Source organism: Pseudoalteromonas carrageenovora IAM 12662 (assembly GCF_900239935.1).
Taxonomy (GTDB): Bacteria; Pseudomonadota; Gammaproteobacteria; order Enterobacterales; family Alteromonadaceae; genus Pseudoalteromonas; species Pseudoalteromonas carrageenovora.
In genome coordinates, this window is sequence record NZ_LT965928.1 from 648,717 (window position 1) to 670,351 (window position 21,635).

The 21,635-nt window shown below is 39.0% G+C and carries 21 protein-coding genes and 1 pseudogene; 9 read left to right on the forward strand and 13 right to left on the reverse strand.

What is annotated here, in order from left to right; translation table 11 throughout:
• The first annotated feature begins 1 nt into the window (after position 1).
• From ALFOR1_RS03050 to lpxC, 4 genes are all read left to right on the forward strand, one after another.
• Positions 2 to 778, forward strand: coding sequence for a cell division protein FtsQ/DivIB (locus ALFOR1_RS03050; protein ID WP_058547024.1), 777 nt, complete (start codon positions 2 to 4; stop codon positions 776 to 778).
• Entirely contained in the window at positions 775 to 2,007 is a 1,233-nt protein-coding gene (ftsA, locus tag ALFOR1_RS03055; RefSeq protein WP_058547025.1) for a cell division protein FtsA, read from the forward strand. Before ALFOR1_RS03050 ends, ftsA begins: the two co-directional genes overlap by 4 nt.
• 21 nt (positions 2,008 to 2,028) lie before the next feature.
• Positions 2,029 to 3,276 carry a cell division protein FtsZ gene (ftsZ, locus tag ALFOR1_RS03060; RefSeq protein ID WP_058547026.1) on the forward strand — a complete coding sequence of 416 codons (1,248 nt, stop codon included), beginning with the start codon at positions 2,029 to 2,031 and terminating at the stop codon, positions 3,274 to 3,276.
• 106 nt (positions 3,277 to 3,382) lie between these two features.
• On the forward strand, positions 3,383 to 4,294 hold the full coding sequence (lpxC, locus tag ALFOR1_RS03065) for a UDP-3-O-acyl-N-acetylglucosamine deacetylase (RefSeq protein WP_058547027.1): 912 nt from the start codon (positions 3,383 to 3,385) through the stop codon (positions 4,292 to 4,294).
• Between the two features lie 82 nt (positions 4,295 to 4,376).
• Here lpxC and yjjG read toward each other — a convergent pair whose 3' ends face one another.
• The 3 genes from yjjG to ALFOR1_RS03080 all read right to left on the reverse strand — a co-directional run bounded on the left by yjjG (position 4,377) and on the right by ALFOR1_RS03080 (position 6,573).
• A complete protein-coding gene (yjjG, locus tag ALFOR1_RS03070; protein ID WP_104642015.1) occupies positions 4,377 to 5,051 on the reverse strand; it encodes a pyrimidine 5'-nucleotidase in 675 nt (224 codons plus the stop codon).
• An 18-nt stretch (positions 5,052 to 5,069) separates the two neighbouring features.
• Entirely contained in the window at positions 5,070 to 5,609 is a 540-nt protein-coding gene (gene yjjX / locus ALFOR1_RS03075; protein WP_104642016.1) for an inosine/xanthosine triphosphatase, read from the reverse strand.
• Between the two features lie 64 nt (positions 5,610 to 5,673).
• Positions 5,674 to 6,573, reverse strand: coding sequence for a phosphoribulokinase (locus ALFOR1_RS03080; RefSeq protein WP_058547029.1), 900 nt, complete (start codon positions 6,571 to 6,573; stop codon positions 5,674 to 5,676).
• A 117-nt stretch (positions 6,574 to 6,690) separates the two neighbouring features.
• Between ALFOR1_RS03080 and ALFOR1_RS03085 the strand changes: the two genes are divergently transcribed.
• Positions 6,691 to 7,563: a TolB family protein gene (locus ALFOR1_RS03085; protein WP_104642017.1), complete on the forward strand. Its 873-nt coding sequence runs from the start codon at positions 6,691 to 6,693 to the stop codon at positions 7,561 to 7,563.
• Between the two features lie 64 nt (positions 7,564 to 7,627).
• Positions 7,628 to 7,993 carry a hypothetical protein gene (locus ALFOR1_RS03090; RefSeq protein WP_104642018.1) on the forward strand — a complete coding sequence of 122 codons (366 nt, stop codon included), beginning with the start codon at positions 7,628 to 7,630 and terminating at the stop codon, positions 7,991 to 7,993.
• A 104-nt stretch (positions 7,994 to 8,097) separates the two neighbouring features.
• Here ALFOR1_RS03090 and ALFOR1_RS03095 read toward each other — a convergent pair whose 3' ends face one another.
• From ALFOR1_RS03095 to ALFOR1_RS03120, 6 genes are all read right to left on the reverse strand, one after another.
• The gene (locus tag ALFOR1_RS03095) at positions 8,098 to 10,671 is read right to left on the reverse strand and encodes a M1 family metallopeptidase (protein ID WP_104642019.1); all 2,574 of its coding nucleotides are present in this window, start codon (positions 10,669 to 10,671) and stop codon (positions 8,098 to 8,100) included.
• A gap of 159 nt (positions 10,672 to 10,830) precedes the next feature.
• Complete coding sequence (locus ALFOR1_RS03100) at positions 10,831 to 11,511, reverse strand: site-specific integrase (protein WP_058547033.1); 681 nt, start codon at positions 11,509 to 11,511, stop codon at positions 10,831 to 10,833.
• A 158-nt stretch (positions 11,512 to 11,669) separates the two neighbouring features.
• A complete protein-coding gene (locus tag ALFOR1_RS03105; protein ID WP_058547034.1) occupies positions 11,670 to 12,020 on the reverse strand; it encodes a DUF2750 domain-containing protein in 351 nt (116 codons plus the stop codon).
• A 17-nt stretch (positions 12,021 to 12,037) separates the two neighbouring features.
• On the reverse strand, positions 12,038 to 12,616 hold the full coding sequence (locus tag ALFOR1_RS03110) for a glutathione S-transferase family protein (protein WP_058547035.1): 579 nt from the start codon (positions 12,614 to 12,616) through the stop codon (positions 12,038 to 12,040).
• A 57-nt stretch (positions 12,617 to 12,673) separates the two neighbouring features.
• Positions 12,674 to 12,955: a peptidylprolyl isomerase gene (locus ALFOR1_RS03115; protein WP_058547036.1), complete on the reverse strand. Its 282-nt coding sequence runs from the start codon at positions 12,953 to 12,955 to the stop codon at positions 12,674 to 12,676.
• Positions 12,956 to 13,034: 79 nt separating this feature from the next.
• The gene (locus tag ALFOR1_RS03120) at positions 13,035 to 13,601 is read right to left on the reverse strand and encodes a glutathione peroxidase (RefSeq protein WP_104642020.1); all 567 of its coding nucleotides are present in this window, start codon (positions 13,599 to 13,601) and stop codon (positions 13,035 to 13,037) included.
• An 81-nt stretch (positions 13,602 to 13,682) separates the two neighbouring features.
• On the opposite strand from ALFOR1_RS03120, the gene ALFOR1_RS03125 reads away from it, so the two are divergent.
• From ALFOR1_RS03125 to ALFOR1_RS03135, 3 genes and pseudogenes are all read left to right on the forward strand, one after another.
• Positions 13,683 to 14,168 carry a GNAT family N-acetyltransferase gene (locus ALFOR1_RS03125; RefSeq protein WP_104642021.1) on the forward strand — a complete coding sequence of 162 codons (486 nt, stop codon included), beginning with the start codon at positions 13,683 to 13,685 and terminating at the stop codon, positions 14,166 to 14,168.
• 123 nt (positions 14,169 to 14,291) lie between these two features.
• Positions 14,292 to 16,286 (forward strand): annotated as a pseudogene (locus tag ALFOR1_RS03130) (ATP-binding protein).
• Between the two features lie 55 nt (positions 16,287 to 16,341).
• Positions 16,342 to 17,469 (forward strand): response regulator, encoded by a 1,128-nt coding sequence (locus ALFOR1_RS03135; protein WP_104642022.1) that lies wholly within the window; start codon positions 16,342 to 16,344, stop codon positions 17,467 to 17,469.
• 33 nt (positions 17,470 to 17,502) lie between these two features.
• Here the strand turns inward: ALFOR1_RS03135 and queG are convergent, their stop codons facing one another.
• From queG to ALFOR1_RS03155, 4 genes are all read right to left on the reverse strand, one after another.
• The gene (queG, locus tag ALFOR1_RS03140) at positions 17,503 to 18,636 is read right to left on the reverse strand and encodes a tRNA epoxyqueuosine(34) reductase QueG (RefSeq protein ID WP_104643614.1); all 1,134 of its coding nucleotides are present in this window, start codon (positions 18,634 to 18,636) and stop codon (positions 17,503 to 17,505) included.
• Positions 18,637 to 18,702: 66 nt separating this feature from the next.
• The gene (locus tag ALFOR1_RS03145; protein ID WP_104642023.1) at positions 18,703 to 19,923 is read right to left on the reverse strand and encodes a methyl-accepting chemotaxis protein; all 1,221 of its coding nucleotides are present in this window, start codon (positions 19,921 to 19,923) and stop codon (positions 18,703 to 18,705) included.
• A gap of 48 nt (positions 19,924 to 19,971) precedes the next feature.
• Entirely contained in the window at positions 19,972 to 20,667 is a 696-nt protein-coding gene (locus ALFOR1_RS03150; RefSeq protein WP_104642024.1) for a glycerophosphodiester phosphodiesterase, read from the reverse strand.
• A complete protein-coding gene (locus tag ALFOR1_RS03155; RefSeq protein ID WP_104642025.1) occupies positions 20,664 to 21,530 on the reverse strand; it encodes a DMT family transporter in 867 nt (288 codons plus the stop codon). The genes ALFOR1_RS03150 and ALFOR1_RS03155 overlap by 4 nt, the downstream gene beginning before the upstream one ends.
• Between the last annotated feature and the right edge of the window lie 105 nt (positions 21,531 to 21,635).

The following is a 21,635-nucleotide window of genomic DNA, read 5'->3' on the forward strand; positions in this document are numbered from 1 at the left end:
TATGCATCCCCTTTTAGAAAAAGCTCAACAAATCAAGCTGAAACTAAATTGGTCGCTGATTTTTGGGGTGAGTTTTTTTCTGGTAGTAGTCATTGGCCTGGTGCAAATTACTACGGGTGTATCAGATTGGCTAGTAGAGAACAAAGATGCGCAAATAAAGCACTTAATTGTGCAAGGGCATCCAAAGTACACTGATGAAACAGCAATTATAAAAGCAATAAAAAAAGCAGACTTAAGTAGCTTTTTTGAATTAGATGTAAAGCATGTGCAGCAGCTTGTTCAAGATTTACCTTGGGTTGCTACTGTTTCAGTACGAAAACAATGGCCAGACACCATACAAGTATATGTTGTTGAACATGAAGCCGTAGCCCATTGGAATAGTGACTTATTGCTAAACCAAAGTGGCCAAGCGTTTCAAGCAAGTAGTGATAAGTTACACGACTTACCACAATTATATGGCCCTGAAGGCAGCGAAGAAGAGGCATGGGTTGCGTTTAAGCAATTTGATGAAATGCTAAAGGTAAATAACCTGACGCTTTCAAGTCTTGCCCTCTCTGAGCGGTTTTCGTGGCAGTTATGGTTAGATAACGGAATACGCTTAGATTTAGGGCGTAAAGATAAAGCCAAACGCGTACAACGTTTTATAGATGTTTACCCGCGAATGGAACAACGTGCAGATGCACAAGTAGATACAATCGATTTACGGTATGATACCGGCCTTGCTGTGAGCTTTAAGCCACTGCAAGAAGAACAATTACAAAATAAGAGTAAGGCATGACTAAGTCAGCAGAAAGAAACCTCGTGATTGGATTAGACGTTGGTACCTCGAAAGTGGTTGCCACGGTAGGTGAAATCACCGCAGATAACAAGCTCAGCATTGTTGGTGTGGGCAGCCAAGTATCTCATGGTATGGATAAAGGCGGCGTTAACGATTTAAACTTAGTGTCTGAGTCGATTCGCCGAGCTATTGATGAAGCCGAATTAATGGCTGATTGTCGAATTAGCTCAGTGTACTTGGGGATTTCTGGCAAACATATTCAGTGCCAAAACGAAAGCGGTGTAGTTGCAATCAATAACACCGAAGTGACAGATGAAGACATTGAAAACGTCATTCATATTGCGCGTTCAGTGCCTATTTCTGCAGAGCGAAAAATGCTACATGCATTACCGCAAGAGTACAGCATCGACATGCAAGAAGGGATTAAAAACCCACTAGGCATGAGCGGCGTGCGTATGGAAGCACGAGCACACATCATTACGTGTTCGAACGATATGGCTAAAAACATTGAAAAATGTGTTCAGCGCTGCGGATTAGAAGTAGATCAACTTATATTTACGGCACTGGCGTCGTGTTACTCAGTTTTAACTGATGACGAAAAAGAGCTAGGTGTAGCCGTACTTGATATTGGTGGTGGTACAATGGATATCACCATTTATATTAATGGTGCTCAGCGTCATTCAGCTGTTATTCCAGTGGCTGGTAACCAAGTGACGGGGGATATTGCAAAAATATTTCGTACACCTATATCACATGCAGAGTCACTCAAAGTACAATACGCATGTGCAAATAGCCAAATGGCCAGTAGTGAAGACACTATTGAAGTACCAAGCGTAGGTGGGCGACCTGCAAGATTAATGTCGCGTCATACGTTATCTGAGGTTGTTGAGCCTCGTTTTAGAGAATTATTTGAATTAGCGATGGAAGAAATTCGTCGTTCAGGCTTAGAAGACCAAATTGCCGCAGGCCTCGTTATCACGGGCGGGACTGCTAAAATGACTGGCGCTATGGAAGTGGCAGAAGACATCTTTCAAATGCCAGTAAGAATAGGCAAACCAATCGGGATGGTTGGTTTGACAGACTATGTAGATGATCCTTCGTACGCAACCGCTGTTGGTTTGTTACAATACGGGCGCACTATGCAATCGATGAATGCACAAAAGTCGAAAGCAGAGGATAACAATAATTGGTGGAACCGCATTACTAAATGGTTCCAAGGCGAGTTTTAATACTCAAGTCGGAGAGTAAACATGTTTGATATGATGGAACAGCACGGCGAAGAAGCCGTAATAAAGGTAATTGGCGTGGGCGGTGGCGGCGGTAACGCTGTTGAGCACATGGTAAAACAACAAATTGAAGGCGTACGTTTTATTGCCGCTAATACGGATGCACAAGCATTACGTAATTCAGCAGCAGATATAACGGTACAGCTTGGCACGCAAATAACCTCTGGGTTAGGTGCGGGCGCAAACCCAGAAGTAGGCCGTCAATCGGCTGAAGAAGATGCAGAAACTATTCGTGCGAGCCTTGAAGGTGCCGATATGGTATTTATTGCAGCGGGTATGGGCGGTGGTACGGGTACTGGTGCAGCACCAGTGGTTGCTAAAATCGCTAAAGAATTAGGTATTTTAACGGTTGCAGTAGTAACACGTCCTTTTGATTTTGAAGGTAAAAAACGTGCCGCTGCGGCTGAACAAGGTATTAATGAATTGTCAGAAATTGTAGACTCACTTATTACAATTCCGAACAATAAATTGCTTAAAGTTTTAGGAAAAGGGACTACACTTCTAGATGCCTTCGCTAAAGCTAATGACGTATTATTTGGCGCAGTACAAGGTATTGCCGAGCTGATTACACGTTCTGGTTTAATTAATGTGGATTTCGCCGACGTACGTACAGTAATGTCAGCGATGGGTACTGCTATGATGGGTACTGCTTCTGCGTCTGGACCTGATCGTGCACAAGAAGCTGCTGAAGCCGCAATCTCAAGCCCATTACTAGAAGACGTTGATTTAACTGGTGCTAAAGGTATCTTAGTTAATATTACCGCAGGTATGGACATTGCGATTGAAGAGTTTGAAATTGTTGGTAACCACGTTAAGGCGCTAGCGTCTGAAAATGCAACAGTTGTTGTTGGTGCGGTTATTGACCCAGAAATGAGCGACGAGTTACGTGTAACGGTTGTTGCAACTGGTTTAGGCGGCGATCGTCGTCCACAATTTGGTATTGTTGATAACGGTATTAAAAAGGCATCAGGTTCTGATGTTACTGGTTCATCAAACCAAACAAGTAGTATGTACGTACCAAGCTTTGCAAGCCAAGGTACAAGCTCTGAAGAAAGCACTGCTAGCACGCAAGTAGAAACTAAAGAACAAACAGAATCTACTAGCTCAAGCAGTTCAACTAGCTCTTCAGCGCAAAATAGTAAAAAAGCGGATAAATCAGAAGGTGGTGATTATTTTGATATTCCTGCTTTTTTACGTAAACAGGCTGATTAACATTTAATAATACTTTTGTTTGAAATATGTACAAATATTGAAAGGCAAAAGGATTTATGTTACACTCCGCCGTCTAACTGTAACTGATTTTAAAGTGAGCGAACCTATGATTAAACAGCGTACGATTGCACAAGTAGTCAAAGCCATAGGAATTGGACTTCATAAAGGTGAGAAGGTCACAATAACTCTCCGACCTGCGAGCGCAAATACTGGGATTGTATTTCGTCGTGTCGACCTTGATCCGGTTGTTGAATTTGAAACAACACCTGAAGCCGTTGGTGATACACAGCTATGTACCTGTTTAATTAACAAAGATGGCGTTCGCTTATCTACTACTGAGCACTTAATTGCAGCTGTTGCCGCAATGGGTATTGATAATCTAATTGTAGAATTAGATAGCTCAGAAGTGCCAATTATGGATGGTAGTGCATTACCATTTATATACTTGTTACAAAAAGGCGGTATAGAAGAGCAAAATGTCGCGAAACGCTTTATTCGTATTAAAGAAAAAGTACGTATTGAAGAAGGTGATAAATGGGCTGAAGTAGAACCATATGATGGTTTTCATATCGACTTTGAAATTGCTTTTGATCACCCGGCAATTAATGAAAGCCGCCAACGTGTTGGTTTAGACATTACGGCACAAAGCTTTACTGAAGAAATTAGCCGCGCACGTACTTTTGGCTTTATGAAAGATATAGAATACATGCATGCTAACAACCTAGCACTAGGTGGTAGTATGGATAGCGCAGTAGTACTTGATGAGTTTAAAGTTTTAAACCCTAATGGTTTACGCTACAGCGATGAGTTTGTTAAGCATAAAATACTAGACTGTGTTGGTGACATGTTTATGACAGGTCACAACCTTTTAGGTAAAGTAACGGCATTTAAATCGGGTCACGATTTAAACAACAAGTTACTTCGCAAAGTTATGGCTACAGAGTCAGCATGGGAGTGGGCAACATTTGAAACGCCTGTTACGATGCCTGCACCCGGCCTTGAGTTAGCGACTGCCTAACTTAGTATTTTAAAAATACACGCTCACAAACAGTTATAAAAAATGACGCTTTATAGCGTCATTTTTTTTGCTTTTAATTTAACTAAATTTTAAGAATGGACTGCAATTGATCTAAGGTAGTTATTGTGTAAGTGGGAGTTATCCCTTCAGGTAACTGCTCACCAGGGTGTTGCAACCAACAGGTATCAATACCAACATTATTACCGCCAAGTACGTCGCTTGAGGCAGTATCACCCACCATTAAGATCTGGCTTTTATCAGGGTTACCCATAAGCTCAAATGTGTGCTCAAAAATAGCTTTATTAGGTTTTGCTATACCTACTAGCTCTGATATTACCAACCACTCAAACATATTTTTTAAACCAGTGTGTTCTAAGCGCACGGTTTGTAGACGGGCAAATCCGTTAGTTATGATACCTAATTTAGCATGTGGCTTTAGTTTATTTAAAAGCTCTACGGCGCCAGGCAAAGGCTCGCAAATTTTCGCCATAGAATCTAAAAAAGCATCATTTAATTCTTTTGCTGGCACATTTAGTTTTTCAGACCACTCGTTAAAGCGGGTTACTTGTAAATAATCGGCACTAATAGTGCCATTTTGGTAATCAACCCATAGTTGCTTATTAGTTTTTTGATAGTGTACGTAGTCGTCTTTAGTAAATTGTATATCATATGCTTTAAACATACGGGTCATACCCGCGAGAATATCAAATCTAAATAATGTTTCGTCGGCATCAAACAGTACATAACTGTATTTCATTAAACTTCCTAAATTAATTCATTTGTTATACAAAGCAGGGTGTAAAAAAGGCGCCATTGCTAAAGTAAGTGCTTGAGTATAAGTACTTTCACGGGTTGCATGGTTATTAGTAAGAAGCCCAATAGCGCCGCCTTTTTGCTTAATATTTTGAGTATTAAAGGCTTTATCCATCACATCGCCAAGTTCTTCACCGTTTAATAGCGCGTTATACAAAACTTGAGGTAAAGGTAAATTGCTACTGCGTCCTACAGATTGCTCTGAGCCGTTATTAATTACCACATAGGCAAAGGTTGCTGCACCGTAACTAAATTGCTCTGCACCGCCTTCCATTGCGCAGTAGTAGTGTGCTTTGTAGGTGTCTTTGCAAAAGGCTACCCTGTTTTGTGCACCAATGCGTGTTTGCTCTTCACCAATAGGCTGATCTGGCACATTAGATGGGGCATCAACACCTTGGCAATCAATTTCATGATCCGGGAAATATATTGCAAAAATATGTTTAGCCGCGTTAATTTTTACCGGGTTTTTAGAACCCACTACAATTTTTAATGAGTACAACACAATGTCCCTTATTGTTACTAAAAATCAGCAGTGTACGTGAGAGAGCTCAATCTTAGAAGAGGCGTTAAATAGGTATATCAAGAGGTGCTAAGTTTTCTAAGGCACGCTTTTTAATAATAATATCTTTAATAAGAGGAGTAAGAACCAGCTCCATTGCTAAACCCATTTTACCACCGGGCACCACAAGTGTATTAATTCGCGACATGAAGCTGCCTTCAATCATTTGTAAATAATACGGAAAATCAACATCATCAATTCCCCTAAAACGAATAACGACAAAGCTTTCATCGAGTGAAGGAATATCTTTTGCACTAAAAGGGTTTGATGTATCAACAGTTGGTACGCGCTGAAAGTTAATATGGGTACGTGAAAATTGCGGCGTAATATGGTTAATGTAGTCGTCCATACTGCGAACAATTGAATCCATTACTTTTTCACGAGAGTGGCCACGGTCTTGAGTATCGCGGATCAGCTTTTGGATCCATTCAAGGTTAATTATAGGTACCATGCCTATAAGTAAATCAACGTGCTTAGCTACATCATGATCTTGATCAACTACACCACCATGCAGACCTTCGTAAAACATTAAATCTGTACTCGATTCAAGATCTTGCCACGGTGTAAACGTACCCGGTAATTGGTTATAAGGTACTGCTTCGTCAAAAGTATGTAAGTAACGACGTAGCTTACCTTGGCCTGTTTCGCCGTATTGGTTAAATAATGTTTCTAGCGCGCCAAAGTCGTTAGCTTCTCGGCCAAAGTAGCTAATATGCTTACTTTCTTGTTGGGCTTCGCGTATTTTTTTATCCATTTCAGGGCGAGTGTAACGGTGAAAGCTATCCCCTTCGACAAAAGCTGCATCTATATTTAGGCTACGAAAAATGTGTTTAATTGCATTGGTTGTAGTAGTAGTACCCGCACCAGAAGAACCTGTAATAGCAATGATAGGATGTTTAGCTGACATGTTTTTTTCTCTTTTTTAGGACCACGTTAGTTATAAAGAGTTTACTGGCTCTGCTCAAGTGACGCCACCAGCAAATAACGTTATCATGAGGTGCTTAAAATTAAAACGAGAGAAAGCATGAAACTTATTAAACCATTGCTTGGACTATTTTCAATAACGGCGCTTAGCCTAAGTATGGCGCAGGCTAGCATGCCTAAGAGCCAAATATTACTAGCAGATTTAAATACACCTTATGGGGTACAGGTTAAGGTAATAAGCGATAAAAAGAGCTATAACAACCAACCTTATTTAACTAATTCGGGTATTTACTTTACCCATGAAGTTATCTCTAATCAGCATAGCCAAACAGATATTGCGTATTACGACTTAGCTACAAAACAAGTTAGCAATCTTACAAACTCACCTGTAAGTGAATATTCCCCAACAGTTATGCCAAACGAAAAGAGTTTATCTGCCATTGTGGTTGAGTCTGACTCTAAGCAAAAACTATGGCAATACCCGTTAGATACACAGCAAAGCCCAAGTCGTATTTTTGATTGGATAGAGCCTGTAGGCTACCACGCTTGGGGTATTCAAAATGATTTAGTCATGTTTATATTAGGTGAACCGCATACACTGCAATACACCTCTGTAGAGGCTGCAAAAGGGCATATTGCGGCAAGTAATATTGGGCGGACGTTAATTTATAATCATTCAATGGCTAAATTTTTATTTAGTTACACTAAAAATGAACAGCATATTTTAGCGAGTTTTAATGTACAAACTAAGCAAGTTGAAGACTTACTAAGGTTACCAGCTAATGTACAAGATTTTATTTTAAAAGATGATGCAACGATTGCTTACGCAATTAAAAACCGCGTGTATCAACGTCAACTTACAGGTAAGAATGAGGTTTCTCAGTGGTTAGATTTAAGTACTTACTGCGATACTACAATCACTCGTATGAGCTATAACAGTGATAAGCTCGCTTTTGTGTGTGATGTAAAATAAATTCGGACTTTGCAGTGCGTATACGTTACTGTATTGCGCAACTTACTATTATAGGATTTACAACGTGGCCTACAGCGCAGAAGAGCTTACAGAGCAACTCATTAAATTACAGTGCAGAAGTAATTTTAAAATTAAGAACATTGCAGAGTACATGTTAGTAAACTCTAAAGAAGCGTTTTACACTCACAGCGAAAGCGGTAAAGGTAAAATTGTAATTCGACCAGCATTCGAAGTGTTTAGTGATGACTTTAGTGATATAGACGGAGTTGTTCGCGCTCCCGGTTATTTTCACAGTAGTGAAATGACCCGTTTCCCAACGCGTATATTTAAAAGTGCTCAGCCAATTCATTGCGGCGTGGCGTTTAAAATAAACTCAGAGCAAGCTGCAAAAGACTTTATAGCTAAATTAACTATGATCATTGGTGGTTAATAAAAGGCTTAGTTAAGCAAAAACTTGGTTAAGATACTTATTAAAAAGCCGCTGAATTTATATTCAGCGGCTTTTGTATTTTTATAATTTAATGAATCTAAGAATTACTTACTTTTTAAGAAGCTATTAACCGATTCAAGTTCACGTGTTTTAAGGGCGATACAATCATTTGTGCTTTCTTCAAGCTTACTTAATGTACGCGCATAACCAGCTACATCAGCTACTTTTTCGTTAAAAAATACTTTTGTTTTAGCTAGACTTTCTGCATTACAGCTTGCAGTTGTAAAGTACGGTAAGTTAGGAATAAAGAACGGTGGCAAGCTTGCAGTTACTTTATCGTAATTGCTGTATACCCAATCTATAAATAGCGCTTGGCGTTCGTCTGTATAGCTTTGACCAGATAAAATAGTGCGCATATCAGAAGCCGTTACTTCATCCGTTAGACTATAAGCCAATACTGCTTTTTGAAGCTTTGGTTCGCCAAAAAAGCTCATTGCAGCGAGCATATTAGTACGTACTTGCGGATCTTTAGTCGTTTTAAACGTCGTCATGAATTGATCAAGTAATGCTTCATCACCATGAAAAGCGGCAAGTGTTAAGTAGGTGCCTGCTAAATAAGGGTCTACTTTTTGCGGATCTTTTAAGTAAGCTTGTGTTTGCTCTTTTGCTTTATTTATTACATTTTGATCTTCGCCATCAAAACCTAAACGAGACACAACCGCTGCTCTTAACTGTGAAATAGCACCGTCTTCACCGGCTTTCGCTTCTAGGCCATATTTTTTAGCCGCAGGCGTTACAGCACCACGAATAAATTCAGGCCATAGATCTTTATTGCTTTGATCTTTAAAGGTGCGCTGCTGTGATACTAAATAACCCAGTGCAGTATTAGCTACGCGAGGATGGCTATCACTTACAAATACTTCAAGCGTTTGCATTAATTTTGCAGCAGATATAACACCCGCATCAAGTAATGCATCAGTAGCTGAAAGCAGTGCTAGGCGCTCGCGATCACTTAGTACGCTAGGGGCTTTTTTAATGAGTGCGCTAAATTGTGCATCATCCATTACCCAACGGTAGTAGCCTAAAGCACCTTGGTCAGGATAAATCCACTCAGGTTCAAAATCTAGATCAAGAGTTTGGCTTTGTTTATTGAGTAAAATATTAGCCGTTTTTACTTTATCGCCCGCGCCATATTTTATAGCTACAGGTACATTCCATAGCTGTGCAGGGGCATCAACCCCAGCGTTTGCAAAACGGCTTTGCGAAATAGTAAGCTTCTTACCTTGCTGTTTAACATTTACTAGCGGAAAAGAGGATTGCTCAATAAACGATTTTAAAACACTTGCTACATCTTTATTTGACGCTTTACCTAACGCTTCCCATAAATCTGCAGCTTCAGCGTTTTTGTATGAAAATTCTTTTAAATAGCTCTGAATACCTTTTTGAAATGCATCTTCGCCAATCCAGTTTTCAACCATTGCAAGTACTGAGCTACCTTTAGAGTATGCTAAGCCTAAGCCATCCATAATATCGGCTTCGGTTTTAATTGGCTTACGTATAGGTTTAGTACTTAGGCGAGCATCAAGTGCCATTACGTTGTTTTGTGGTAAATCAAGGTGTGATTCAAACTCAGGGTTAAGCTGCTTAGTAATTTTAGCCGCCATCCAGCTTGCAAATGCTTCGTTAAGCCATAAGTCGTTCCACCACTTCATGGTTACCAAGTTACCGTACCACTGGTGAGCAAGTTCGTGAGCAATAATAGACACGTTGCGCTGCTTTTTACTACGTGTTGCTGCTGCTAAATCAACAAGTAAAATATCTTCACGGTAAGTTACCAGGCCTGAGTTTTCCATTGCGCCAAACGGGAACTCAGGAACAGCAACAGAGTCTAGCTTTTTGTAAACATAAGGAATACCAAAGTAGGCTTCGAGTGCGCCCAGTACTTTTGGCATATTTTCTTTAGCGTATTTGGCTAAGTGAATTTTACCTTGTGGCGTAATAACACGACCAGGAATAGGCATGCCTTCAATGTTTAACTCTTCAAACGGGCCAACAGCCATCGCTACTAAATACGATGGAATTGGCGGTGTTTTATCAAAATAGTGGGTGGTCATATTGCCGTTAACCGTTGTTTTAAGCTCTGGCGTATTGGCATATACTTTTTGAGACGTAGGTGCGGTAATTGTTAGTTGAAATGGAATTTTATAATTTGGCTCATCAAAAACAGGAAATGCACGGCGTGCATCACTCATTTCAAATTGAGTGAATAAATAAGGTGTGCCTTGGTCTAAAGTTTTATATAAGCCTACACTTTGGCGGTTATAAGGCGCAGAAAAGTCAACTTTAAGCGTGTATTTACCCGGCTGAATTTGCTCATTACAGCTAAATTTAACTTTACCGGTTTTAAGCATTTCATTGCTTAAATCACAGTTTTCTTCGCCAAGTAGTTGCGCCATTTTTACAGCGTAAGCTACGCCATTTAGCTCAATGTATTTTGTTGGTTTTAGTACTTCTAGGGCTATTTCAGTCATCCCTGTGAATGTATCTTGGCTTGGGTCGAGTGTTAACGACACCTGCTGTGAGCTTGGTTTTGCGAGTTTTTCAATAACGAATTCGTTAGCGTTTGCAGCATTCATTGCTAAAGCAACGCTCACCGTTAAGAAGCTTTTAAAAAACATAATAATCCCTAGATTGTTGTTGTTAGAAACTACTCTAAATAGGCTTTTTTATGCGTTAATTATTTAGAGTGTGGATATCCTAACAGCTTTTTAGAATGGAGTAATTGATTATAGCTTGGATAGAATAGTCAAAAAGAGGCTAAAGAGTAACAAAGTTTGTCAGTGGCTTTCACGAAGGGTAAAACGTGTCCAATGCACGTGAGGGTTAATAATACGAATTTGCTGAATCACATTATTTAATAGTGAAATGTCGTCAAATTTATCGTGCTGATATTCGTTAAAGCCCATTAAGTAATTAAAGGCATCTTTTGAGCTAGCTTGCAGCGCATAGATACGAATTTGTTGTTCAAAGTTAAGACGAAGACTACTAACAGCTGTTTTCATTCCTAATTGATCTACATTAGGAATAGCGCATTTTTGCAAATACCCAGCGCGCTCTCCTTCACCTGAAAACCATATACGTACTTTTTCGCTATAGCGGCCTGTTTTGGCAGGTAAGTCGAACATTAAGCGAGTATGGTGATGGGCTTTTATAAATTCAATATAGTCATTAAAGCCTGCATCAACTAAGGCATGATGCACAGGTACTAAGCGTGGTTTTATTTTTCCGTGGGTATGAAAACTAAAGCATAAAATACCTTGCTCAAAAACAAGATCATCAAGTGTTAAACAGCCTATTTCGTCACTATACGCACCGCTATAATAAGCGATTAAAGGCAGCCAAAAGTGCCAGTGTTTAGCTTGCTCACGTGCAACTTTAACATCACCATATATATATCCATTATAAAGTGTATGCAGTTCCATAGCTGAAAAAGGGCGACGACCAAGATGGGTTTTCAACGTAATACCTTGAAAGTAATGACGTGTTCTATTTTATACTTAAACTATACAAAGATGCGAGTATCGATTCTAGAATTTATGTATTTAGCTGCAAACAAAAACACCCTGCATAAAAATAGGCAGGGTGTTTTTATTCGCTATCAGTTTTATAGCGTAATTTATTCGCTTAAAGCGCGTGCTAAACCTACGGGTTCTATTTCTACGCATACTTGGTCGTCATTCCAATTTAGACCAACTAAAGCGCTATCTTCGTTTAAATCTTCAACCCAATCATCTAAAAACTCATCAAGATTGATTTCGGCCGGGCTATATTCTGCCCATTCGTCTTTACACTGGGCTTTAGCTGCTTCTTCGCTTTCCCACAAAAGTAATACGTCAGTTTCTGCAAACTGATTTGACTCACATACAACAAAGCCGCCATCATCGCTGCTTAGTGCCCATACTTGCTCGCTTACACGTACTTTTTCTACAAAGCTAACTAGTTGTGATTCTATTTCGATATCGCTCATGTGTTTACCTTTTTAAATTAGAGACTAGGACTGGTATTTATTGCTGCTTGGCGCTTGCTATATTGCTCATAAAAAGCAACAAGCTCACTGTGCTGACTAAAGTCAGTCAGTTCGCGAAAGCAAATCCAATCAAGCAGGCAGTATAAACTGATGTTGAGGTATTCACAGCTTTTAAATTCATCATCAGCTAAATGCGTATTTAAATAGCTTAATGTTTCAGCAATGCGTTCGTTTTGCAGATTAAAAAATAATTTATCGCTTTGAGTATCAAATCCCGAGCGTTTACAAATTGCCATTTCAACGAGTGAGTCGTTACAGGCATTAATGATTGTAAGTAATTGCTCTTGCGGCCATGAAAGATCGGGTTGGGCTGTTTTTTTAAGAAGGTAGCGTAAAATTGTATTTGAATCGCCTAACGTAAGATCGCCATCAACCAAAATAGGTACTTTGCGTGCAGGGTTATTACTAGCAAGCGTAGGTCGGCCTTCTTCAGAAAATATATTTAAAGTAACAAATTCTAAATTACAGTTGTTTTCAAGTGCCCATATTCTTATGCGGCGAGCATAAGGTGAGGCATCAGTACCAATAAGCTTCATAATTACTCCTAAAAAAAGCCGCATAAGCGGCTTTTTGTTTATTGCAATAACACAACGTTATTCTGAACGGCTTGTAACTTCAAGTAAATGATAGCCAAACTGTGTTTGTACAGGGCCTTGCACTTGATTGATAGGTGCAGAGAATACTACTTTATCAAACTCAGGTACCATCATGCCTGGGCCAAACTCACCAAGAGCACCACCATCTTGACCCGAAGGACAGTTAGAATGTGCTTTTGCTAATTCAGCAAAATCTTCGCCTTGCTCAATTTGTGTTTTTAGATCTAAGCATTGTGCTTCGCTGTCTACAAGTATGTGTCGTGCGCTTGCTACTGTCATTAAAATCTCCTGGATTTAAAGTGATGTTTTTTTAATCGAATGAAAACTAGTCTAGTCAGATTACACTAATTGTACCAGTTTAGTTATTAGATAGTGCTTTTTCAATTGCGTTAACTAAGCGTGCTGACGATGGTTCAGCTTTAGAGTTAAAGCGAGTAATTGTTTTACGATCAGCAGACACCAAATATTTATAAAAATTCCAATTAGGTGAGCTTGTTTGCTTATTTAAATGTTTAAATATTGCATTAGCATTACTACCACGTACTTCGCTGGTGGCAAACATAGGAAACGTTACGCCATAATTTATAAAGCATACTTTTGCTGTTAATTTTTCGTCATTTTCTTCTTGAAAAAAATCATCAGACGGAAAACCAAGCACTACCAATCCCTTATCTTTATATTCTTTGTAAAGTGCCTCAAGCCCTCTAAATTGCGAGGTAAACCCACAATTACTGGCTGTGTTTACAATAAGCAAAGGCTTATTTTTAAACTGGCATAAGTTAATCGTTTCCTCAGAGCGCAGCTTTCGTATATTTACATTGGTAAAGTCTTGGCATGTTTGCTCGTTTTCAGCAGACGATGCGTATGCGTGCAATGGTATATTTATACATAACGCAGCTAACCCTAAAATAATTTTTTTTAGCATAACTTGCACCTACATTTACGATTGTTTGATAGGGGGAACATACGCTAATATGAACAAAATTGATCAACCCTTCAAGTAACTATGACAACTCGCCTTGCAAATATTAATGATTTAAGTGAAATAGTCGCTATTTATAACGAGACAATTGCGTCTCGAATGGTCACCGCAGATACCGAAGAAGTAAGCGTTGAACAAAAACGTGAGTGGTTTAATAGCCATACTGCAAATCGACCTATATATGTTTACTGCGAAGATGAAAAAGTACTTGCTTGGCTAAGTTATAAGTCGTTTTATGGGCGTCCCGCATACGACGGTACAGTAGAAGTAAGTATTTACATTACCAGCAAAGCACAAGGTAAAGGTTTAGGTAAAAAGTTAATGCAGTTTGCTCAAATTACAGCTAAGCAGTTGGATATTAAAGTATTACTTGGGTTTATATTTAGCCATAATGTGCCAAGCATAAAGTTATTTAAGCATTTTGAGTTTGATGTATGGGGCGAATTACCCAATGTTGCCATTATGGATGGCACACCATATAGCCTTACTATTTTTGGAAAACACATTTAATTAAAGGTGTTTCATATTCGGGTAATATTTTTTTACAAAATAAGTACAAGGACTTATGCCAATTAAATAAAAATAGACTACGCTATTAACATATTAAGTTTATTAATTTTTAAGTGTAGCTTGATGATTCGAAAAATATTAATTGTTGATAGTAGCAGCGTCATCGCCATGAGGGTGAAGGTGCTTTTAGAATTAATAGGATGTGAAGTCGAATTAATTCATTTTAGCATGCTAGAAATGTACACCCGCATAGCTGACTATGACCTTGTTATAGTGGCCCATGGTGTACCTGTAGATGCTATTAAGCCGCTTGCAAGCGAAGTTGCGCAAGAGCGCTTTATGCTGCTTGCACCAAAAGCAGAAAACGGTGAGTAGTTATCTGCCTTTAGTCAATTAAACCATGTTGCTCCCAATGCAACGGTGGTTTACCCGTTTTTTTCTAACAAAGAAATCACCTCGCTACTAGAGAGTCTATTAGAGCTGGGCTCAAACCATATATTAAAATTACCAACCATTTTATTAGTCGATCACATTCCTGAGCGCCTCGAGAAAATGAAAAACAGTTTGGTGGGTGCACATATAGAAACACATACCGCCATTAACAGCGCCCAAGCACTTGGAATATGTAAAGATAAGCATATAGATATATTAATTAGCGACTTTATTTTAGGTGATGGTACTGGGTTAGATATTTTTTCGAAATTAAAAGTAACTCAGCCGCACTGCCGTTGTTTATTATTTACCTCTCGCCCCGATCAAGTCTCGATGATAGAAGCTATTCGCCAAGGCGTAGAAGATGTACTAATAAAGCCTTTAAACGACAGCGTTTTATTACAGTCGGTCCATAAATTATGGCAAACAGAGTTACTAAAACGCCATAATGCAGAGCTTGTCGAAAGGCTGCAAGATACCGTAGATGCACTAATCGAAAAAGACAGCTTACTCCAAGTTATTTATAAACATACGCCAGACGCCATCATGTTATTTGAACGCAGTGGTAAAGTAATAGAAGCTAACGATGCGTGTTTAAAACTCTTTAATTTACCGTTTAATGAACTAGAGGGTAAATCTGTATTTACCTTTTTAGATGACGACTCTATTTGTGGTATAAAAGATAAAATTACAACACTAAATAGTAATCGCCAATTTAGCTGTGATTTACGGTTATCTAAAACGACCGGTGATTATATTCCGCTAGTAGGTTCTTTTAACGAAATAGATCACCACGGTGAAATTGCACTGGCTGTAATTTTTAAAAATGTAACTCATCTAAAACAAAAAGAAGACTTATTGCTAGAGGCCAAAGACGTACTTGAAGAGCAAGTAAGAGCGCGTACCTCACAGCTGGAACATGCTAAAAACGTAGCTGAAGCTGCCAATCTCAGTAAGTCAGAGTTTTTAGCGAATATGTCGCATGAGCTGCGCACACCAATGCATTCAATATTAAGCTTTTCGCGCTTTGGTTTGAGCAAGCTAGCTGCAGGCGATTTTGCCAAAGAAAAACTCGTTAAGTACTTATCTCGCATTGAAAGTAGTGGCGAGCGTCTACTTTCGTTGCTAAATAACTTACTCGATTTATCTAAACTCGATGTGGGTAAATTTCCTTTTAATCCTCGGCCATATAATTTGGCAAATATCATTAAAACAAGCATTGATGATGTATCGGGTACTGCTATGGAAAAAGAAATTGAAATAGCTTTTACTGCACAACCACTCCCTGTTATTGCACAGTGCGATGAAGAGCAAATAAATCAATTACTACGAAATGTGTTAGGCAATGCTTTAAAGTTCAGTGAGCCAAAAAGTAAAATACAAGTAACCCTTGAGTCAGATCATAAGCTTGCCACAATAGAAGTAATCGATAACGGCATTGGTATACCTGAAGATGAGCTTGAACATATTTTTACCAAGTTTGCGCAAAGTAGCAAAACAAACAGTGGCGCAGGTGGTACCGGTTTAGGCCTTGCCTTGTGTAGAGAGTTTGTGTCTTTACACCAAGGTGAAATAACTGCGCAAAATAACGAAAACGGTGGTGCAACTGTATGCATACAAGTACCGCTGGAAATAAACCTAGATGAACATTTGGCCGAAGAACAATTAGAGCAGCAAAATCATTGATTGTTTTTTTGGCACGCCAAGTAACTTTTTGAAGAATTTGAATGGATGATAAATTATGGCCTTAACTAAAATTCTTGCCGTCGATGACGAGCCGTTTAACCTTGAAATAATTGAAGAGATTTTAGAAGAACTTGATTTTGAGTTACAAGTAGCAACCAGTGGCCCTGAGTGTTTAGAGATGGTTGAAGGCTATATGCCGCAAGTAATTTTACTTGATGTAAGTATGCCGCAAATGAACGGCTACGAAGTATGTAAAGCACTTAAAGCGAACCCAAATACAGCGCACATTATTGTCATGTTTGTATCGGCACGTGGCACGGTTGAAGAGCGAATGGAAGGCTACTCTGTTGGTGCTGAAGATTATATTGTAAAGCCGTTTGGTCACGATGAGCTCAAATCTAAACTTAAAAATTTAAACCAAGTACTTATTGAAAAACAAAGCCTTGAAAAGCAAGTTGAAGACGCGACCTCTACTGCATTTAATGCGATGGCCAACAGTAGTGAAATGGGCGAAATAGTTAATTATGTTGAAAACATCGGGTTTATTAACGAACCAGAAGAGCTTGGTAAAGCACTTATTGATTGCCTCAAGTCATTTGATTTACAAAGCAATGTTGAATTTAGACAAGGCGATGAAATCAACCACTTTGCGCTAAGTGGCGTATGCTCGCCTATTGTTGTTGAGCTATTTGAAATGCTTAAAAATAAAGGGCGCTTACATGAATTTTCGCATCGAATTTTAGTTAATTATGAACTGATCAGCCTGCTTATTTTAAACATGCCAGATCATGATCCAGACAAGCACGGACGTATACGCGATCATGTTTGTTTTATTGTAAGTGTTACCGAGCAGCAATTACGTGCAATTATGACCAAAAAAATGCTCGAGTCGCAGCAGGCAAAGCTCAATGCTGTTGCAAGTACAGTCCACAGTAAATTTCATGGGTTAATTAGCTTATTAAATGAGAACCGCCAAAGTAACGAAAAAGTGTTTAAACAATTACAAGAAGAGCTTGAAGAGCGTATCCCCACAATGGGGCTAGATGAAGATCAGGAGGTGTTTATTTATAAAAAAGTAGATGAAACAATCCAAAATTCAATTGCTAGAGAGGAGTCTGTAAAACAAGTAAAAGCAGCCTTTGCTGAAATTGAGCAACATTTATCGTTGCTGTTAAAAAGCTAGTACGTTTAAATCTAGAGGTTTACTCCCGAGTATTTAAGCATCTCGGGGTAAACCTTTTTCTACAATTCTAATCAGCCTAAGGGTTTTACGAAGTTGCACACGCTGTTTGTCGTTTTGCTGTGTAAGTGCCCAATTAATATGCTCTAAAACAAGCTCGCTACATTTTAGTGCTTTATCTTCAAGGGCAAAAACTATCTTAGGGCTAAAATCGGCATTTCCTAAACCCACCGCTAAATTACGTAACCAACGCTCATGGCCAATACGGCGAATAGGGCTGCCTTCGGTGTTTTTTAAAAACGTTGCTTCATCCCAAGCAAATAACTCAAGTAAGTCTTTATCTTTTAATTGTGTACGAGGATGAAAATCTTGCTCATCGGTTATTTTTCCATAGCGATTCCATGGGCATACAAGTTGGCAGTCATCGCAGCCATAAATACGATTACCTAATAAAGCTCTGTACTGCTGTGGTATAGCACCTTGGTGCTCAATAGTTAAATAAGATATGCATTTACGTGCATCAACCACATAAGGCTCTACAATCGCACCTGTAGGGCAAAGCGTAATGCAGGCTACACATTTTCCACAGCCTTCAAAGGTGTTTTCATCATCAATTGGTAGAGGTAAATCAACAAATAACTCACCTAAAAAAAACCACGAACCGGCTTCTTGGTTTATTAATAAAGAGTGTTTACCACGCCAGCCTAACCCTGCTTTTTCAGCAAGCTGGCGCTCTAGCACCGGCGCTGAGTCTACAAATGGCCTAAAGCCATAAGCGCCTATTTCTTGTTCTATTTTTTGGCCTAGCTTTTTTAACCTATTACGCATTAATTTATGGTAATCGCGGCCCAAAGCATAGCGGCTAATGTAGGCTTTTTCGGTATTTTTAAGTGTTTTAGCAAAGCTTGCATCAGGGGGAAGGTAATTCATTTTTACCGAAATAACGCGCTGAGTTCCGGGTACTAGTTCAGCAGGGCGAGCGCGCTTCATGCCATGTGCCGCCATATAATCCATTGACCCGTGATAACCCGCATCAAGCCAGCGCTGTAATTGTGCTTCGTGTTTAGATAAATCAATGTCGGTTATGCCAACCTCGCTAAAGCCAAGCTCTTGCCCCCATACTTTGATTTGATGGGCTAGTTGTTCATAATTTGGAGTAGGGTTGCTCACACACATTTCACGCTTAAATTAGTAGCCGCGTAATTTAACATATTTGCTGGTGGGCGAAAACGCCTGTTAAAGTACAAAACGCTTTAACTGTTGCTGGGTTTGTAAGCTTAATTGCTGCGATTTTTGGCAATCGTTAAGGGCTGTGTCTATTTGCTGTTTAGCTTGCTCACCAAGCGCTACAATCTGCTCTACTGATTGATGAGTTTGTGTTTGAGTGTTCTCCAACATATGCACTGCATTTACTATTTGCTGGAGTTGCTGCTGGTTTTGTTCAAACTCATTAAGCATTTTAGTAAAGCCATCAGATGTATTACTTATTGCGCTTTGCGCGCTATTAGAGTGGGCAATTAATTGCTCTGACTCTTTGTTTGTTTCACTTACTAGCTCGTTCATTTGATTTATAAAGTCGCTAATCTGCCTAGTTGCACCACTTACTTTTATTGAAAGCGTACGTACTTCATCAGCAACAACTGCAAAGCCTCTACCAGCTTCACCGGCTCTAGCCGCTTCAATTGCAGCGTTTAGTGCCAATAAATTAGTTTGATCAGAAAACTCTTCAACCATTTTTAATATGCTGCGAATGTTTTCGCTGTTTTCTTTAAGCCCTGCCACCGTATTTGAAAAGTTACCTAGCATATTGGTAATAAGTTTAACTTGTTCAACTAAAGCTAAAAGCTCTGATGCTGAGAGCTTTACAAAATTTAGGTGCTCATTATTTACCTCATGCACGCTGTCTGTGTTGCTTACTATGTTTTGTAAGCTTTGAGTTATTCGCATACTGGCATTAATAATACTGTGGCTTAAATTAATTTGCTGCTCACTTGATTGCTCAGTACTTTGCATAGACTCAGTCACTTGGGTATTACTGTGAGCACTAGCTTGAGCGCTATTGTGCGTAGTACTTAATAGCTCACTTAAATGAGTAGTAAATAGGTTGTACTGCGTACTTAAATCTTTAAATTCATCGTAAGAAAAATGAGGGAGTTTGGCTGCTAAATTGGCATCTTGCTGGTTTATTTGTATTAAGGTATCTCGCATTGCAGTTACAGGGCGTACAATTAAAAAGCGCATATAAAAAAGAGTAAAAACAAAGCCAAATATAATCACTAAAGTTAGCAACCAAAATAGCCCCGTACTTTGCTGTTGTTCGCTCAAGCTTTGGTATAACCAAAATAATGTAATTGCTTGAAACAAAAATACAAAGCTCAAGTTGCCAACTATTTTACGGGTTAGCGTAAAAAAGAATGTTTGTTCTACATATTTATAAATTTTCATAAAACTACTCATTAAACTCAAGCCCTGTAATTTTTATTAGCAATAGGTAAGCTACCTTTGCTATTTCGACGCTAAATAAGCTTTAGTTTGCGCAGGGTAATTAGTAAAAATTCCATCTACGCCATACTCAAGCATTAGTGTTATATCTTGCTCTTTATCGACCGTATAAGCATAAATCTTTAGGCCCCGTTTTTTAGCATCATCTGCAAATGCTTTATTTACAAAGCTTTTATCTACATGAACACTAAATGCATTTAGCTCTTGAGCAAATTTTGCATAATGTAGAGGAATCGACGATGTAAGTGCGCCTATTTTAAGCCATGGTAGTGCTTTTTTTAGGAACTGTAATTGATGATGATCAAACGACGACACTAAAACGTTATCTTTTGATATGTTGCCAGCTGCAATATTGTTCTCAAGTACAGCTGCAAACTTTTCAAGCTCAAAGGTGTGTTTAAGCTCTAAATTTAATAATGTTTTATTGTTATTCCAATCTAGTAATTGCTGAAGCGTAGGTATTTTTTCGCCGTTGCCCGCATCTAATTTAAATAAAGCTTGGGCATTAAAGGCCCTTACTTTACCTGTTCCGTTGGTGGTTCTATCGAGCCATGAATCATGAATAATCATGTAATCATCAAGCGCACTTTGAACGTCAACCTCAATGCCATCAATATCCGCTTTTAGTGCTTCTAAAATTGCGCTTTTAGTGTTTTCGGGGTAATCGCCGCTGGCACCTCGGTGTGCAAATACTTTCATTGTCGAGCCTTTTTAGTGATAGACCAGGTTTCAAAACATGCAGCACTAACAATAAGCGCACCGCCAAGGAGGGTCATTAAAGTAGGGCGTTCATGAATAATTACTATAGCCAGTATTGTGCCATAAAGTGGTTGTAAGCAAGAAATTAACCCCGCAGTTGCTGCAGATAAATGTTTTAAACTGGCTGCAAATAACGAGTGCGGTGTAGCCGTAAAAATAATACCCGCCACAGCAATTAAAATTAGGTCGTGGTCGCTAACTTCATACACGGGAACTTCAATAAATGCGCATAACATTAAACTTGCCACTAAGGTTTGGTAAAACATAGTTTGTGGGCCGCCGTACTGGCTAAAGTAGCGCTTGTGGGTAATATTTCTAATTGAGAAAAACAAAGCCGATACAATCCCGGTAATTACACCAATGGTTACATCGTCACCTAAATCGGCACTTGGTACGAGTAAATATATGCCCATTACTACAACAGCTGCACTTATTATATCTTTTGCTTGGGGCTTACTTTTATTAAATAGTGGTTCTAAAAAAACAGTCATCACGGGGTAGCTAAAAAAAGCCAGCATACCAATAGTAACACCTGCCATTTGCATGCCTGCAAAGTAAGTTACCCAATGTAAGCCTACTGCTACACCTAAGAATAGCGCTATTAAATAGTCTTTTGGCTTGTTGAGCTTTATTTGTTTTTTTTGAAAGTACAGCATGGCGAAAATAGCCATACCAGCAATGGCGGTTCTATAAACAGTAATATCAAGCGCATTTAAACCAATTAGTTTTGCAAAAAGGGCAGTGCCCCCAAAAAGTAATACGGCAATATGTAAGTAAATTAAACTTTGCTGTTGTGGCTGCATTTAAACATCATCTCCTTTTTTTTAATATGTTATCACTGGACGAACGCCTACAGGATGAAATTTATAAAACATGACAATTGTCAGCAAAGTTAATGACATTTCACA

Bases quoted from the DNA above. Each gene is read 5' to 3' on its own strand.
- ALFOR1_RS03085 (WP_104642017.1), top strand. From the start codon at position 6,691: ATGAAACTTATTAAACCATTGCTTGGACTATTTTCAATAACGGCGCTT.
- lpxC (WP_058547027.1), top strand. From the start codon at position 3,383: ATGATTAAACAGCGTACGATTGCACAAGTAGTCAAAGCCATAGGAATT.
- ALFOR1_RS03135 (WP_104642022.1), top strand. From the start codon at position 16,342: ATGGCCTTAACTAAAATTCTTGCCGTCGATGACGAGCCGTTTAACCTT.
- ALFOR1_RS03095 (WP_104642019.1), bottom strand. From the start codon at position 10,671: ATGTTTTTTAAAAGCTTCTTAACGGTGAGCGTTGCTTTAGCAATGAAT.
- ALFOR1_RS03125 (WP_104642021.1), top strand. From the start codon at position 13,683: ATGACAACTCGCCTTGCAAATATTAATGATTTAAGTGAAATAGTCGCT.
- ftsZ (WP_058547026.1), top strand. From the start codon at position 2,029: ATGTTTGATATGATGGAACAGCACGGCGAAGAAGCCGTAATAAAGGTA.
- ftsA (WP_058547025.1), top strand. From the start codon at position 775: ATGACTAAGTCAGCAGAAAGAAACCTCGTGATTGGATTAGACGTTGGT.
- ALFOR1_RS03120 (WP_104642020.1), bottom strand. From the start codon at position 13,601: ATGCTAAAAAAAATTATTTTAGGGTTAGCTGCGTTATGTATAAATATA.
- ALFOR1_RS03150 (WP_104642024.1), bottom strand. From the start codon at position 20,667: ATGAAAGTATTTGCACACCGAGGTGCCAGCGGCGATTACCCCGAAAAC.
- ALFOR1_RS03105 (WP_058547034.1), bottom strand. From the start codon at position 12,020: ATGAGCGATATCGAAATAGAATCACAACTAGTTAGCTTTGTAGAAAAA.
- ALFOR1_RS03145 (WP_104642023.1), bottom strand. From the start codon at position 19,923: ATGAGTAGTTTTATGAAAATTTATAAATATGTAGAACAAACATTCTTT.
- ALFOR1_RS03050 (WP_058547024.1), top strand. From the start codon at position 2: ATGCATCCCCTTTTAGAAAAAGCTCAACAAATCAAGCTGAAACTAAAT.
- ALFOR1_RS03115 (WP_058547036.1), bottom strand. From the start codon at position 12,955: ATGACAGTAGCAAGCGCACGACACATACTTGTAGACAGCGAAGCACAA.
- ALFOR1_RS03080 (WP_058547029.1), bottom strand. From the start codon at position 6,573: ATGTCAGCTAAACATCCTATCATTGCTATTACAGGTTCTTCTGGTGCG.
- yjjG (WP_104642015.1), bottom strand. From the start codon at position 5,051: ATGAAATACAGTTATGTACTGTTTGATGCCGACGAAACATTATTTAGA.
- ALFOR1_RS03155 (WP_104642025.1), bottom strand. From the start codon at position 21,530: ATGCAGCCACAACAGCAAAGTTTAATTTACTTACATATTGCCGTATTA.
- ALFOR1_RS03110 (WP_058547035.1), bottom strand. From the start codon at position 12,616: ATGAAGCTTATTGGTACTGATGCCTCACCTTATGCTCGCCGCATAAGA.